The 15,597-nt window shown below is 75.7% G+C and carries 8 protein-coding genes; 2 read left to right on the top strand and 6 right to left on the bottom strand.

All coding sequences use genetic code 11. From position 1 onward, the window contains the following. Positions 1–177 precede the first annotated feature (177 nt). Both QSK21_RS16665 and QSK21_RS16660 read left to right on the top strand, forming a co-directional pair. The gene (locus QSK21_RS16665) at positions 178–567 is read left to right on the top strand and encodes a DUF6191 domain-containing protein (protein ID WP_285696784.1); all 390 of its coding nucleotides are present in this window, start codon (positions 178–180) and stop codon (positions 565–567) included. A 57-nt stretch (positions 568–624) separates the two neighbouring features. Then, on the top strand, positions 625–1,023 hold the full coding sequence (locus QSK21_RS16660; RefSeq protein WP_285696782.1) for a hypothetical protein: 399 nt from the start codon (positions 625–627) through the stop codon (positions 1,021–1,023). 19 nt (positions 1,024–1,042) lie between these two features. Here the strand turns inward: QSK21_RS16660 and QSK21_RS16655 are convergent, their stop codons facing one another. The 6 genes from QSK21_RS16655 to QSK21_RS16630 are packed head-to-tail and all read right to left on the bottom strand — an operon-like array spanning position 1,043 to position 15,562. Then, entirely contained in the window at positions 1,043–1,951 is a 909-nt protein-coding gene (locus QSK21_RS16655; protein ID WP_285696781.1) for a galactokinase, read from the bottom strand. Then, a complete protein-coding gene (locus tag QSK21_RS16650) occupies positions 1,948–3,198 on the bottom strand; it encodes a glycosyltransferase (protein WP_285696780.1) in 1,251 nt (416 codons plus the stop codon). Before QSK21_RS16650 ends, QSK21_RS16655 begins: the two co-directional genes overlap by 4 nt. After that, a complete protein-coding gene (locus tag QSK21_RS16645; RefSeq protein WP_285696779.1) occupies positions 3,195–4,094 on the bottom strand; it encodes an alpha/beta fold hydrolase in 900 nt (299 codons plus the stop codon). Before QSK21_RS16645 ends, QSK21_RS16650 begins: the two co-directional genes overlap by 4 nt. A 4-nt stretch (positions 4,095–4,098) precedes the next feature. Continuing rightward, a complete protein-coding gene (locus QSK21_RS16640; RefSeq protein WP_285696777.1) occupies positions 4,099–4,449 on the bottom strand; it encodes a phosphopantetheine-binding protein in 351 nt (116 codons plus the stop codon). Positions 4,450–4,508: 59 nt separating this feature from the next. Continuing rightward, positions 4,509–8,828 carry a beta-ketoacyl synthase N-terminal-like domain-containing protein gene (locus QSK21_RS16635; protein ID WP_285696775.1) on the bottom strand — a complete coding sequence of 1,440 codons (4,320 nt, stop codon included), beginning with the start codon at positions 8,826–8,828 and terminating at the stop codon, positions 4,509–4,511. Next, on the bottom strand, positions 8,825–15,562 hold the full coding sequence (locus tag QSK21_RS16630; RefSeq protein ID WP_285696774.1) for a type I polyketide synthase: 6,738 nt from the start codon (positions 15,560–15,562) through the stop codon (positions 8,825–8,827). Before QSK21_RS16630 ends, QSK21_RS16635 begins: the two co-directional genes overlap by 4 nt. Positions 15,563–15,597 lie beyond the last annotated feature (35 nt).

Genomic DNA, 15,597 nt, shown 5'->3' with positions numbered 1-15,597 from the left:
CACGACGCGTCGGCGATCCGCGAGCCGGGTACCGGATATCGTGTGGTCTCCACGGACGTCCCGGGCGATCCCCAGGGGGCCGTGGAAGGGAGGTCCGCCCGCCCTGCCGCCCGCCGCCATCCAGCCGACGGGTCCGATCCGGGATCAATTCAGTGGCCCATCGCGTTGGAGTTTCGTGTGAAGTCACCCTTCCGTCGCCGTAAGCGCGTCAAGATCAAGGGCCGCGCGCTCGGGCGGCCCAGGCCGGCCAAGGAGCCGGAGGTCGTGGACTGGCCCCAGGAGGGCACCGGCAGGACGTCCCTGATGGGCGCGATCCGCGGGGACGGCGAGACCGGCGCCGGGTTCGGCGGCGGCATGTTCGAGGATCTAGCTTCCGCGTTCGAGGGCTCCAAGAAGGTCAAGCAGGAGGAGCAGGAGGCGCAGAAGACGCGCCGCCAGGACGACCACCAGGAGGCGGGGGACGGCCTCGCCGTCCGCGACGACCTCCAGTCCGGCAAGATCCGCATCCGCCTGGCGGGCGGCACCGCGCCCCGCGCGGCCGATGATCCGCCCGCCACGTCCCAGTAAGTGACATCTGTCCGAGCAGTATCGAACACATGTTCGAGAGTCGGATATCGTGGCGTCGTGAGCACGTATGTTCCGCCCGGCTGGCCGTCCCAGGTCCACCCTCCGGGCTCCGAGCGCTTCGAGGACACGGCGCTGGCGTGGCTGCTCGAACTCGTGCCGCCCGAGTACCGCCGTTACGGCGTGCTGCGCCGCTATCCCGTCGCCCTGGCCAGGATGGCCAGGCACCACGTGAACGCCTCCGTCGAGGCGGCCCGCGAGGGGTTCCGCACGGCCAGGGTGGATCTCGGGGACGTGGTGCCGCCCCATGGCATCGAGGCGGTGCTCGACACCTACCGCCGCGAGGGCGCGCGCCTGGTCAGGCTGCTCCAGGGGATCGAGCTGGTGGAGACGGCCCTGCGCGGCCTTGAGCAGCCCGACGACCCCGACTACCGCCGTCCCTTCACGCCGAAGCTCTGACCGGCGGGGCCGCACCGGCCTAGGTGCGCGGCCCGGAGGGGACGGCGGTGAGGAAGCGGGGCGGCCGTTCGCCCAGGCCGTGCAGCATCGTCTGCACGCTTTTGCGTATCTGCGGTACGACCCGTACCGGTGCCAGGGCCACCACGCACCGCCCGATCGCCAGGCCGCCCAGCGCACCCGCCCCGCACGCGGTGTCCAGAGCCAGGTCGAACGCGAACTCGCCCCGGACATGTCCCGCACTGAGCAGGGCCCCGAAGGCGGCCAGGTCCCCTGCCCGAAGCGCGGCAGCGGCGGTGAGGGCCAGGAGGCGGCCGTGAACCACGCGGAGCGTACGGTCGACCCCGAGATCCATCACCAGCAGCCGCAGCCCCGCCTTCGCCAGGTCGCACGGCAGTTGCTCCACGGCGCCGCCCCGCAGCAGGAGGGCCTGCCCAGGACGAGCGTGCAAAGCCGTGAGGTGCCCGAGACGGAACGTGGAGTCACCGTCGGCGGACGCCTCCGTGCCATAAAGGTCATGCAAAGCCTGTGACACGGCGCAGTACGTCTCACCGCCGTTGAGCAGGCCCGTCTCGATCGGCAGCTCACGATTCACCACCATCCGCGCCCCGCCCACCTCGTGTGCCGCCAGGGCGCGAAGAGCGGGCGCCGCCCAATCCGGTGGCTCGCCCCGGGCGTCGGTGTAGCGGTCGGAGTGGTGGTTCATCGAATGAAGGTCGGTGGAACCCGGCGCGAGGGCGACGGTCACGCCCCAGCGAAGGCCGACCGTCAGGGCGTGCCCTTCGCCGCCGCCCAGCAGGGTCAGGGCTCCCGGGACGTGCCGCAGGCCGTCGGGCGCCTCCCCGAACATCCGCTCGAACACGTACGCGGTCAGCCGCAGGTCCGGATCGGTCACTCGCGCGCCGGCCTTGGCGCACACGGCTGAGGTCATGCCAGCTTCTCCAGGCGGTCGGCGGCCTCGGCCGCGCCACCGGCGGCGGTGAAGGACGCGCCGACGCGCGCCGCGGCGTCCGCGAAGCCCGGGTCGCCCAGCACGGTGCCCAGCGCGGACCGCAGCTCGCCGGTCCGGACGCGCCCGTACCGGACGGTGACGCCCGCCCCCGCGCGGGCCACCTGCCCGGCCACGACCGGCTGGTCGGCGCGGACGGGCGCGACCACCAGGGGCACGCCGTCGGCGAGCGCCTCGCAGACGTGCCCGTGATCGCCGAGGGTGACCACCGCCGACGCCCGCCTGAGCAGCGCGGCCCCTGGGACACGCTCGCGCACCAGCACGTTCCCCGGCGGCTCCGGGACGGCGCCGGGCGGCGCGACGATCACGGCCCGCGCGTCCAGGTCACGGACGGCCTCGGCGGCGGTCCGGCAGAACCGCTCCCCCGCGGGTCCGTCCGTCTCGCCGAGGTCGACCAGCACCACCGGGCGGTCGCCGCCCTCGTCCAGCCACGGCCACGGGAAGTCGCCGCCGGACGGCCTGGCCCGCACCGGCCCCACGAACGCGAAGTGGTCGGGGAAGACGGAGGTGTCGCCGATCAGCCCGCCGGTGGTGAACGCCAGCACGAGGTGGTCGGAGAAGCGGGGGTCGAGCGGATCGCCGATGCCGTGCCCGGCCTGGAAGTCGCCGATCAGGTCGCGGACCCACTCCTCGACCCGGGGCAGCGCCGCCAGCGGCCGGGCGAACTCGGCCGAGGTGACCGCCGACGTGGCCCAGGGGAGGTCCGCCGACCGTGCCGCCACCGCACCGGCCAGCGCGTGCTGGTCGGAGACCACCACGTCCGGGTGGAACCGCTTGATCGCCGTCCGGACGCCGGGCAACGTCGCCTCCCCGAGTGGGACGATCAGCTCCTCCCACAGGAACCGCAGCGCGGCCGGTCCGCGCAGGCCGAGCCATTCCCGGCGGGCCCGCTCAAGGCGGGGGCCGAGCGCGTCGTCCTCCGCCGTGAAGATCATCGAGCCGCGCCGCAGCAGCCGTTCGAGGGTCGCGCGGTGACCGGCCCACGCCACCTTGTGGCCGCGCCGCGCCAGTTCCGCGCCCACCGCGACGGTGGGCGCCACATGCCCGGGGAGCGGGGGGACGGTGAACAGGAAGCGCCGCCGGTCGTCTCCCTCGCGGCGCGGCGGGGCGGGACGCCTGAGCGTGCCGTCCTCGCCGAGTAGGGACGGCACCCGCACTCTGCGGCTCACGGCGCGACACCTCCCGCCCGCGCTCCGTCGCGGACCTCCGGGACGCTCCGGACGTTCGTGCCCGCGTGATGGCCGAGCCGGGGGGCCGGCGGATGGGACAGCCGTTCGGACAACCAGGGCAACATGACCTCCAGGATTTCGGCGGCGCCCTCGGCGGGGAGGCCGTGGTCGTGGCCCGCCAGGATGTGCAGCGTGCAGTCGGGAACGCAGCGCCGCAGCAGGCGCGGCGCCTCTCTCAGGCCGTCGGCCCCCATGCCGGAGCGCTCTCCGTACACGGCGAGGATGGGGCACGAGAGCCGCGCGAGCGCGGCGGGCGGCACCGGTTCGGCGGCCGCGAGATCGTCGAGCAGGCTGGTGCGGTTGACGACGGCGCCGGCGGACACCTCCCAGCGGCCGAAGACGGCCCGCGGGCCGGAAGGCCGCTCGTACTCCAGGACGAGCGCCAGCCTGCCGAGGGCGTTGAGCAGGTCCTCGTTCCACTCGCCCGGGCGCTCGGACGGCCCGCAGGCGTCGATCAGCACGAGGCCCGCGACCCGCCTGGGAAGTGCCAGGGCGGCGTTCAGCGCGATGGCGCCGCCGAAGCCGCGGGCCACCAGGAACACCGGCCGCCTGTGCCCGAGCGCGTCCAGCAGCGCGAACAGGTCGGCCACCGACTCCGCGACGCGGTACCCGGTGGCGGTGCCGGCGGAGCGCCCGTGGCCGCGCAGGTCGTACAGGACGACCCGGGCTCCGGCGTCGCGGACGTGGGGGGCGAGGCCGTCCCGGAAACCCGACGGGTCGTCGGTGACCGGCCCGTGAACGAACACCACCACGGGCGCCGGGCCGCCCGCGGGGACCCCTGGTGGGTCCATCACCTGGACGTGGAACGCGTTGCCCCGCGCGATGACCTCAGGCATGCGCTCAGACTTCGGCGGGGCTCTTGCGGGACCCTGCGAGCGCCGATCCCTCGGACGAGGACCCCGCGCCCGAGAGGGATCCGAGCCGGGACTCGATGTGCTCCACCAGGTCGCCGACCGTCATGCCGGCGATCTGGTCCAGGTCCATCCCGGCGACCAGCGCGACCGGGTCCACCGCGGCCCCGTAACGGTGCCGCAGCCGTTCGGCCAGCGCGACGAACTCGATGCTCTCCAGCGCCAGGGCGCCGTTGAGCGCGGTCTCGGGGCCCACCTCGACCTCCATCAGGAAGTCGTCGCCGACCACGTCGACCAGCGCCCGGACGACCTCGGACAGGACTCCGTCCGCTCGTGCCACTTCGCTTCGTGCTCCCAAGGTTCCTGTTCTCTCTGCTCGTCTGCTCTGCTCGCCTGCCGTCATCGGGGTTCGGCACGGGGGTCGGCCGCCGTCCACGCCACGACGTGCCCTTCCAGCCTCCGCGTCTTCACGGGGACGGACGCTCCCGCGGAGGCCGCCAGCACGGCTCGCCGCACCGCCGCGTCCTCCCGCCCGTCCTCCCGCCCGTCCTCCTGCGCCGCCTCGTCCACGGGCAGCGGCTCGATCGCGATCCCGGCGGGCACGGGCGCGGGACGGGCGAGCGCGACGCCGAGCCGGTCCGTGCAGGCCATCGCGACGGAGATCTCCGTCTCGAAGGGGCCGGTGACCACCGGGTGCCCGCCGATCCCGTCGTCGTGGACGGTCAGCTCCGCAGGGAACAGCGGGCCGTGGCCCCGTTCCCAGAGCCAGTGGCGCACGGCGTCCTTCAGGGCGATCCGGCCCAGCAGCCACGGTCCCCGCTCGCGCGGTCGCAGCCGCTGGTACGCGGCGCGCTCGGCGGCGCCGAGGTAGCGGCGCATCAGCAGGTCGCGGGAGGACGATCCGTCCCAGTGCCGGCGCGCCAGGCACCAGCCGCCCGGCTGCGGCTCGCCGACGCCGGACAGCTCGGGGGTCAGTTGCATGCGCCAGGTCGCCTCGTCGGTGGTGAAGCGGCGCGCGGTCCAGCCTTCGACGCGTCCCCACAGGGCGCCGCCGGGCACCCGGACCAGCTCGATGTCGTAGGTGACGCCCGTCTCGGACATGGTCCGGTTCCAGACGGTGGCCTCCAGGCGGTCGCCCTCCGGAGGGGGCGGCCCGTAGAGGGTGACGCGCCCGATGCCCGTGGGGAACACCGTCTGGTCCTTCTCGCCGTAGACCTGGATCCAGTGCCCGCACAGTTGCCCGGCGCCGTCCAGCACGGCCCCGGGCGCGCCGGACGAGGTCACCACGCCGCGCAGCCCGTCGCAGGCCATCGCGGTGATCTCCGAGACGCTCTGGAAGCGCGGCCCCTGGAACATCCAGCGCTCCCCGTAGAGCTGCCGGGCGGTGACCGGTGGCGGCCCCTCCCCGTCCAGCGGCGGGCGGTCGTCCAGGCGGCGGAGCGGGACGGCGGGGTAGCGCTCGGCGAGCAGGACGGTCCCGTCGGCGTGCCCGCGGATCGACACCCGCACCCGCCTCGGCCCGCCGTCCGGGCCGCTTCCGTTCTCGTCCCGGACGAGGTGAGCGTGGATGGAGGCCGTCGAGGGAGGGCAGGCCACCACCCACTTCGGCGCCCGCACGTCCTCGTACCCCACGACCACCAGTTCGGGCAGCAGTTCCCGCGCCGTCTCCGCCATCACCTCCAGAAGCGTGGCCAGCGGCACCACCGGGAAGCGGTCCGACATTTCGGGCCATCCGGCGGGCTGCTCGATGACGCAGTGGTCGGCGAGGTAGGGCATCGCGTCCAGGGAGAACGTGCGGGTCGTCGTCAGCTCCTCTTCGGCCACCGGCGCGGGGTCCGCGATCCGCGGGTCGGTGCCCGTGCCACGGCCCGAGCCGTAGGCGTCCACCACGCTCTGCGCCCCGGCCGTGGCCTCGCGGAGCAGCGCGTCCAGCTCGGCCATGACGGGATCGTGGGAGGGAAGTCCGGGCCGGCGTTCCTCACCGCCGGACGCGCCCTCCAGGTTCAGCGGCGGCACGGCGCCGTCCAGGCGGACCAGCGGCGTGCCCAGGTCGAGCCGGACCCCGGTCGGCCCCCGGTGGCCGTCGCCACGGCCGACCGTGGCGGACGGCGGGGCGCCGTACCCCTCCGCCCACAGCGCCGCCACCACCCGGCGGAGCTGCCCCATCCCGTCGCGTTTGGGGACGTTCACGGCGAGCGCCAGATGGTCGCGGTCGCCCAGCCTGTCGCCGGTGAACCCGGGCAGGCTGCCGGGTCCGACCTGCACGAACGCGCGGACACCCGTCCCGTACAGCTCCTCCACCAGCTCGCTGAACCGCACCGGCTCCACCAGATGCCGGACGATCAGGTCGCGCACCGCGTCCGGGTCGGAGGGGAACGGGGCCGCCGTGGTCGCCGACCACACGGGCACGCGCGGTTCGCGGACGGCCAGCGCGCCGAGCGAGCGCCGCGCGGCCCCCAGGTACGGGACGGCCAGCGCCGTGTGGAAACCGGAGCGGAAGGGCAGTTCCTGGCCGATCACGCCCTCGGCCGCGAGCCGCCCCAGCACCTCGCGCACCGCGCCCGGCGGCCCGCAGATCACCGACTGGTGCGGGCAGTTGTCGTGGCTCACCGCGACGCCCGAGCCGTCCCCGATGATCTCCTGTGCGCGGTCGGCGCCGCAGCCGAGCGCCGCGTACACCGCGTCGGGACCACCGTCCGGGCCGTGGTCGAGCGCGGCGGCGGCCACCGCGGCCATGCCCTCGGGCGAGCACAGGCCCGCCACGATCATCGCGGTCCACTCGCCGACGCCGTGCCCGGCGGTCACGTCGGGCTCGATGCCGAGCCTGGTCAGCGCCTCGGCCAGCAGCCGGCCGGTCGCGATCACGTCGGTGGCGTGGCCGTACGGGTCGAGGCGCCCGGTGAGGCGGGGCGGGTCCAGCCCGAACCGCCGCGCGATGTCGTCGATCTTCGGCTCGAAGGCCGGCTCGAACCCGGGGAACAGGAAGGCGGTGCGCGCGCCGCGCCCGCCGCCGAGCAGGGGACGCGGAGTGAACCAGATGTCGCTGCGGCCCCGCCACGGGGTGCCGCGCGCCACGACGGCGCGTGCCAGGTCCACCTTGCGGGCCGTGGGCTCGACGATCGCCACCCGGCACGGCCCCTCCGACACGGCCGTGGACGGCGGCGCGCCGCGCTCGGCGACCTCGGCGAGCAGCTCGCCGAGCGCGTCCGGCGAGTCGGCGGACAACCGCAGCACGGCCTCGGTGTCGAACGCGGGCTGGACGACGGTGCGAGCCCGGACCCGCGACGACGTCCGGTGCTCTTCCAGGACGACGTGCGCGTTCGTCCCTCCGAAGCCGAAGGCGTTCACGACCGCGCGGCGCGGCATGCCACCCGGCGGCGCCTCCCACTCCGCGGCCTTGCGCACGAGGCGCAACCCCGTCCCCGACAGCGCGGGATGCGGATCCTCGATGTGCAGGGTCGGCGGCAGGACGCCGTCGCGCAGCGCGCAGGCCGCCTTGATCAGCCCGGCGATCCCGGCGGCGGGCATCGCGTGCCCGATCATCGACTTGACCGTGCCCAGCCACAGCGGCGGGCCGCCGGGCGCCGCGGCATCGGCGAAGACGCGGCGGAGCGTGGCGAGCTCGGCCTCGTCCCCCGCGGGCGTCGCGCTCCCGTGCGCCTCGACCAGCCCGGCCGCGCCCGGCGCGGACGGGTCGAGCCCGGCGTCCCGCCAGGCCCGTTCAAGGGCGAGCACCTGGCCGTCCACGGCCGGGCTCAGCAGGCCGCCGGCACGGCCGTCGCTGGACGACCCGACGCCGCGGATCACCGCGTGCACCCGGTCGCCGTCGCGCTCGGCGTCCGCCAGCCGTTTGAGCAGGACGATGCCCGTGCCCTCGGCGAGCAGGGTGCCGTCGGCGGCGCGGTCGAACGGGCGGATGCGCCCGCTGCGGCTCAGCGCCCGCAACCTGCTGAACATGCTCCACACGGTGGCGTGGTGTGCGTGGTGCACCGCCCCGGCCAGCATGGCGTCGCACTGGCCGCCGCGCAGGGTCCGGACCGCGTGCTCCACCGCCAGCAGCGCGGACGCGCACGCCGCGTCCAGCGTGTACGCGGGGCCGCGCAAATCCAGCCGGTCGGCGATGCGGGACGCGGCGAAGCTCGGCACCAGGCCGCCGGAGTCCTCGCACCGCCCGAGCCGCGCGCGGAACGCCGCGCCGATCTCGGCCAGCCGGTCCTCGCCCAGTTCGGGCAGCAGTTCGGCGAGGACGCCGGTGAGCTGATGGGCCGCACTCACCCGCTGGTCGAACCTGGCCATGCCCGGGGAGAGGTAGCCGGCGCGGCCGAGGACCACGCCGACCCGGTCCGCGGCGGGCAGCCGGTCCATGCCGCCCGCGTCCTCGATCGCCTCGGCGGCGACCCGCAGCGCGAGGAGCTGGTCGGGCTCCATGCCCGCGACCGCGGACGGCGCGAGCCCGAACCTGGCCGGGTCGAACGTCGCCAGCTCGTCGACGAACCCGCCACGGCGGCAGTAGAACCGGTCGCTGTCGGGCGCCCGCTCGTAGCACCCGGGATCGAAGTAGACCTCCGGATCCCAGCGGCCGGGCGGGACCTCGCCGATCGCGTCCACTCCGCCGCGGATGTTGTGCCAGAACGCGCCCGCCGAGCCGGCCCCGGGGAAGACCGCGCCCATCCCGACGATCGCGATCGGCTCACCGGCGCCGGCCGGGGCCGCCCTCATGTGGGAACCGCCGTGAACACGACCTGCGGCTCGTCCCCTTGCGCGATCTCGTCGAGCAGGGCCGCCACCGCCGCGTCCGGGTCCAGCGGCGGGACGTCCCCCGGCACGGCCTGCGGTTCGCCCGCCCACGGGCCCCAGCCCGCCACCAGGATGCGGCCGCGTAGCGTCGTGCGCCAGACGTGCGCGAGCGTGGCGCAGGCGTCTCCGGCGGCGGCGTGGCCGATCCGGTACGGGCCGCCGTACGAACCCGTGGCGCTTCCCAGCACCACGAAGAAGCCCAGATCGGGCCGTACCGAGGCGGCCAGCGCGCGGGCGCCGTCGACCTTCGTCCGGTAGATCCGGGCAAAGGAGCCGGGATCGTCGCCGTCGACGGGTAGATCGTCGGGGTTCCCCGCTCCGTGGACGACGCCGTCCAGGCGGCCGTGGCGCTCATAGACGTCCTCCACCAGGGCGCTGACCGCCTGCAAGTCCCGCACGTCCAGGGAGTGGCGGCGGACGGAGGCGGCGTGGCGGCTCAGCTCGTTCATGTAGTCCGGCAGGGAGTTCGGCAGAGAGTCCGGTGTCGCGCCCACCAGTTCGAGGTGGCAGCCGGTCCTGCGGGCCAGTTCGAGCGCGACCCGGCCCGTGACGCCGCCCGCTCCCCCGGTGAGCAGGACGACGCCGTTCGCGTCCAGGGCGAACGTCCCGGCGGGGCTGATCGTCTGGGCGGGGACGACGGTGAGCGCGCACCGGGTGCCGCCGTCGTGCCCCACCTCGACCGGCGCGTCCGGGTCGGCCATCTCCGCCAGGATCCGCAGCGCGATGGCGCGCGGGCTGTCCTTGGTGTCGACGTCCAGCGCCCGCACCAGCGCCTCCGGATACTCCCGTGCCAGCGTGCGGGCCAGCCCACGCAGCCCCGCTCCGGGGGTCGGGTCGCCGATGCCGCTGCCATCGTAGCGGCGTCCGAACGTCCCGCCCGAACCGGTCGCCAACACCACCCAGCGCGCGCCCCCGTTCAGCGCGTCCCGGATGCCGCCGTAGGCGCCGGGCAGCACCGGCCCGCAGCCCTGCCGGAGCGCCGCCAGGTGCACCAGGCCGTCGCAGGGCCCCTCGGGCTCCATCGGGGTCCGCACCTGCGCGCCCATGCGCTCCAGCAGGGCCCCGAGTTCGAGGGCGACGCCGCAGCCGTCGTCCACGATCACGAACCGGAGGCCCGCGTAGCGCCGGGACTCGGCCTCGAGCTCCAGGCCGGCGGGCGCGTCCGGGAGCCGGGTCATGCGCACGACCTGGCGCAGCGGCCTGGTGGCTTGCGCCTCGGTCACGTCCGGGACCTTCGGCGGCTCGGTGGACGACGGCACGGGGTCGCCGTCGGCCTCCGGCGCGCGGGGCGGTTCGATCGCGGCGTGGACGACCTCGCCGGGCAGGGCGCGCCGCGGCCCCGGAACCGGGAGGGGAGGGACGCTCTCGGCGGGCGGGGGCTCGTCCGCCGGTCCGGTGTCCTCGTCGGCGTGCCGCCCGTCGTCCGGAACGGATCCGGACAGGTAGTTGAGGAGCACTTCACGTTGCGCCGCGACCAGCTCGCGCCCGGCGCGCAGGTACTCCAGAACCGCCTCCTCCGCGGCGCTGTCCTGCAAGGTCTGGTGCGCCGTCATCCCCGCGGGCAGGTGGACCGCCTGACCGTCCCCGTGCTCGGGCACGTGCTCGGGGAACGGCGAGATCCGCTCGGCGGGCCGCAGGCCGTTCCTGAGCGGGGCGCCGTCGGCCGTGCGGACCAGATGGCCGTCGACGATCCAGCCGGGCACCGGTTGCTCGTCGCCCGCCGCGATGGGGCGCGCGTCCCGTCCCGAGAACAGCGGGAGCGGATCCACCGGGACGCCCGCCACGGCGAGCCGGGCCAAGGCGGGAAGCAGCCGTTCCAGGCCGCCCGCCTCCCCCTCTTCGGGAGGCGCGTCGACGGCGACGGCGGTGTGCGGGCGGTCGGCCAGGATCATCCTGACGAGCTGCGTGAGCGCCCGCCCGGGACCGGCCTCGACGAAGACGCGGGCGCCCGACTCGTACATCGCCTCGATCTGCTCCACGAACCGGACCGGCACGGCGACCTGGCCCGCCAGCGTGCCGCGCAGCTCGGCCGGGTCGGTGTCGTACGGGACGGCGCCCGAGTTCGACCACACCGGGTAGGCGGGCGAGCGGAGGTCACGGCGTTCCAGCTCGGCCCGCAGCACCGCCGACGCCCGCGCGACCAGCGGGCTGTGGAATGCGCACGCGACGGGCAGCCGCTTGGCGCGGATGCCGTGCTCGTGCAGGACGCCCAGGGCCGTGTCGACGCCCGCCGACGAACCGGAGATCACCACCTGGCGGGGCGCGTTGTGGTTGGCGACCACGACCTCGCCGACACCGGCGAGGACGGTGCGGACCTCCTCCAGCCGCGCCGCGACGACGGCCATCGCGCCCGCGTCCCCGGCCGCCGTGCCGTCCGCCGTGCCGGCCGCCGCGAGCACGGCCTCGGCGCGGACGGCGCTGAGGGCGACCAGATCCTCCTCGCCGAAGACGCCGGCGGCGCACAGCGCGACGAGCTCGCCATGGCTGTGCCCGGCGGCCAGGTCCGGGCGGACGCCGAGCGCGGTGAGCAGCCGGTGCACGGCGAGCCCGGCGATGCCCAGCGCGGGCTGCGCCACCCGGGTGTCGGTGAACGCGATCCGCTGCCGTTCCGCGTCCTCGGGGGTGAACGCGGCGGGCGGGAACATCGCGTCCGCGTACCGGCCGCCGTCCAGCCGCAGCAGCCGCTGGAGCCGGGGGAACGCCACGAACAGGTCGGCGAGCATGCCGGGCCGCTGGCTGCCCTGCCCGGGGTAGAGGAACGCGACCTGCCCAGGGTTCTCGGGCCTGTCCTCGTCCGCGACGTACACGCCCGGGATGGCGCGGAACTCGCGGGCGGCGGCGAGCTTGCGTTCCAGGTCGTCCAGGCCGGTCGCCACCAGCGCGACCTGGACCGGCCCCTCGCCCTCCGCGAACGTCCTGGCCAGGTCGCGCAGCCGCGGCCGGGAGGCGGGCGATCCGGGGGCCAGCAGCACGCCGAGCCGGTCCAGCTCCGCGCGGGCCGCGGCGCGCCCGGCGCCCCGGATCAGGAACAGCTCGGCGGGCCACGCGCTGATCCCCGACACCGGCTCGGGAGCGCCGTCGTACCCGGCCAGGACCGCGTGGAAGGCGGCGCCGCCGGAACCGGGGCCGCGCAGCCCCGCGTAGCGGCCGGCCGGCGGCGCCGCCCAGGGACGCGTCGTGCGCCCGAAGGCGAAGGGGCTGGTCGCCGCGTCCCAGTCCGGTGTGGGAGCCGTCAGGTGGAGGGTTCCGGGGAGGGTGCCGGTGTGCAGGGCGAAGGCCGTCTTGATCAGCCCGGCCAGCCCGGCGGCGCCCCGGGTGTGGCCGATCTGCGACCGCACCGAGCCCAGCGTCGTGCCGCCCGGCCGCGCGCCCGCGGCGGTGAACGTCCGGGTGAGCGCGGCCAGCTCGGCCCGGTCCCCGTCCGGCGTTCCGGTGCCCTCCGCCTCGACCAAGCCCACCCTGGCCGGGGAGACACCGGCCCGCAGGTACGGGCTCTCGCCGTCCGCCGCGGCGCCCCCGACCACGGACTTGATCACCGCGTAGATCCGGTCGCCGTCGCGTTCGGCGTCGGCCAGCCGCTTGAGCGCCACGCAGGCCACGCCCTCACCGGGCACGAAGCCGTCGGACGAGGCGTCGAACGGCGCGCACCGCCCGCTCGGGGACAGCTCACCGGCCGCGGCGGCGAGCAGGTAGTCGTGGATGCCGTTGCGCAGGTCGGAGGCTCCGCACAGCACCAGGTCGCTGCCGCCCGACAGCAGTTCCTTGCACGCGGCGTCCAGCGTGGCCATGCCGCTGTCACCGGCGATCGCGCAGGCCGTGCCGCCGAGGCCGAGCCGTTCCGCGATCCGCCCGGCGATCATGCCGGGGAGCGCGCCGGGCAGGGAGTCCTCGGTCGGGCGCGGGAGCTGGGCGTCCAGGCCGGGCGGGACGTCGCCGTAGTACATCGGGAGCAGCGCCCGCATCGCGTACGCGGCGCCGAGCCCGGTGCCCGTCGCGGCGCCGAAGAACACCGAGGCGCGTGAACGGTCGAACGGGCGGTCGCCGTATCCCGCGTCCCGCAAGGCCCGCGCGGCGACCTCCAGGCCGAGCAGGTGCGCCGGGTCGATGCTGCCCAGCGACTTCGGCGGCACGCCGTGCGCCAGCGCGTCGAACGGGATGCCGGGGATGAAACCACCCCATTTGCACGGTGTCGTGCCCTCACGCCCGGCGTCCGGGTCGTAGTAGAGCTCCGGGTCCCAGCGCTCGGCGGGGACCTCGGTGACCGCGTCCACGCCGCGCACGATGTTCGCCCAGTACGACGCGGTGTCGGGGGCGCCGGGGAACACGCAGGCGACGCCGACGATCGCGATGTCCATCGGGCATGGCGCGGCGGGCTCGCGGCGGGGCTCGGGACCGGCCAGGCCCAGGGTGGCGGCACGGGTGGCGAGGAAGAACGTCGCGCCCGTGCTGACCTGCTCGTGCAGCCCCGTGATGCTGGTGGTGGCCCAGCGCAGCGCCGCCACCTGGCCCAGCATGAACATCCCTTCGCGGCGCTGCTCCGCCGAGTCCACCGAGATCAGCCCGTGCGTCTCCTCCCCCGCGGTGCCGGCGGGCGGGGGCTCGCCGCCGGGGACGCGGCGCAGCCCCTTGCTGGCGATGCGCAACCGGCCCAGGTTCAGGTCCTCCAGCCGCCGCCCCATCTCGCTGGGCGGTGTCCCCAGCTCCTCCAGGCGGCGGCGCTCGTCGGTGAACGTCTCCACGTACGGGGACCACGCGCACCGGGTCACCTGGCCGGGCGAGGTCTCCAGGAGGGCGGTCCCATCGCATTCGACGGCGGCCTGCTGGTACCCCGGCGTGATCGCCCCGGACGCGACCGCCTCGTAGGTGAACAGGTACGCGGTCCCCATCAGGACGCGGATGTCGGCGCCCCGCTCGGCCAGCGGGCCGGCCAGCGCCGCCACCATCGCCGCCGAGCGCTCGTCATGGATGCCGCCCGCGAACATCACCGACAGCTCGGCGGCGACACCCCGGCCGCCGTCGGCGTCCCGGTTCGCGTCGCAGAAGGCCAGAAGCCGTTCGACCTGCGCCTCCCAGAGGGCGAAGGAGCCGCGCGGACCGATGTGCCCGCCGCACTCGGCGCCCTCGAAGACGAACTTGCGGGCGCCCTCGGCCAGGAGTCGCTCCAGCCTCGCGGGCGAGGACACGTGCAGGTAGGTGCTGATCCCGGCCGCCTCGAGGGACGCCGCGTGCGCGGGACGTCCCCCCGCGATCAGCGCGTACGGGGGCCGGACCGCGCGGATCGCCTCCAGTTGCGCCTCGCGCACCTCGGGCGGGACGAAGCCGAGGATCCCCACGCCCCACGGCAGGTCGCCGAGCCGTTCGGCGGTGTCGCGCAGGAGGGACCGTGCCTCCTCGCCGTCCATGAGCGCGAGCGCCAGGAACGGGAGCCCGCCGTCCTGCGCGACCGCGGCGGCGAACACCGGCCGGTCGCTGACGCGGGTCATCGGGCCCTGGGCGATCGGGTAGCGGCGGCCCGCCTCCGGCGCGTCCCGGACGTCCTTCGGGGCGAGCGGTTCCGCGCGGACGGCGGCCCGGATATGGGCGGCGATCTCCGCCCGGATGGCCTGCACCACGCCACCGGCCGTCTTGTACCGGGCGGCCAGCGGGCGGGCCAGCGCTCCGTCCTGCCCGACCGGCAGCGGCCTGCCGCCCGAGCCCGCGTAGACGCGCCGGCCCTGGACGATCCGGGTCTCGGCGCCGTCCATGGAGGCCACGGCGGCGGCGATGTCGGCGGGCGCCTCCACCTCGCGGACCAGCGCGAGCTGGGAGTCCAGAACGACGCCCGCGGCGCCGCCCGCGACCGCGGCGGCGGCCGTGTGCGGGCCGATCCCGCCGCACGCCCACACGGGGACGTTCACCTGGGCGTCCCCGAGCAGCCGCTGGAGCAGCACGAACGTGGTCAGGTGCCCGACCCGGCCGCCGCCCTCGAAGCCCCGCGCGACCAGGCCGCCCAGAACGCCGCTTCCGCCGAACCTGGCGAGCGCCGCGATCGCCTCTTCGGGGTCCACCACCTCGATCAGGACGCGGCGGCCTCCCACCGCGAACGCGAACGCGTCGATCAGGCCGTCGTCGGCCTCGTACCCCTGGGGCGCGCTCGCGGTGCCCGGGACGCCCTCGATCCTCTGCACACCGGGGACGGCGCCGGGGGGAGCGATGCGCACCGTCCAGTCATCGTCGTACGGGTCGCCGCCCGGCGCCGACCAGGCACCCGCCTCGTCGACGGGACGCGCCTCCTGCACGGGCTCCGGGCGCTCCGGGCGCTCCAGACGCGGCGGTTCGGGACGGAGCGCGGCGGCGTCGATCAGGACCGTGCGGACCGCGTCCGGAAGGTCCTCGGGGCGGACCTCGCAGCCCGCGGGGACGCGGACGCCGAACGCACCCCGCCACCAGCGCATGACGTCGGCGAGGGCCGCCAGCGCGGCGGCCCGGTCCGTCCCGAGGTCCAGGACGCCGAGGCCACCGGCCCGGCACACCGCCGTGACCAGCCGGGGCGCGGGCCGCCCGAACGGGCCGATCCCGATGATGTCGGCGGGTGGAAGATCGCGTGCGGCGTCCGTACCACCCCCAGCGTTCCCCGTACCGACCTCGGTGCCGTCCGTGCCAACCTCAGCCGTCATTCACTGCCCCCTGGACGCTGGTGCCTCATCGGCGA

The organism is Actinomadura sp. NBRC 104412 (assembly GCF_030269515.1).
In the GTDB taxonomy this organism is placed as follows: domain Bacteria; phylum Actinomycetota; class Actinomycetes; order Streptosporangiales; family Streptosporangiaceae; genus Spirillospora.
The sequence above is the reverse complement of the archived record's forward strand: the minus strand, read 5'-3'. Positions and strand labels throughout refer to the sequence as shown.

Excerpts from the sequence above, each read along its gene's own strand:
- QSK21_RS16655 (WP_285696781.1), bottom strand. The coding sequence starts at position 1,951 with ATGACCTCAGCCGTGTGCGCCAAGGCCGGCGCGCGAGTGACCGATCCG.
- QSK21_RS16645 (WP_285696779.1), bottom strand. The coding sequence starts at position 4,094 with ATGCCTGAGGTCATCGCGCGGGGCAACGCGTTCCACGTCCAGGTGATG.
- QSK21_RS16635 (WP_285696775.1), bottom strand. The coding sequence starts at position 8,828 with ATGAGGGCGGCCCCGGCCGGCGCCGGTGAGCCGATCGCGATCGTCGGG.
- QSK21_RS16630 (WP_285696774.1), bottom strand. The coding sequence starts at position 15,562 with ATGACGGCTGAGGTTGGCACGGACGGCACCGAGGTCGGTACGGGGAAC.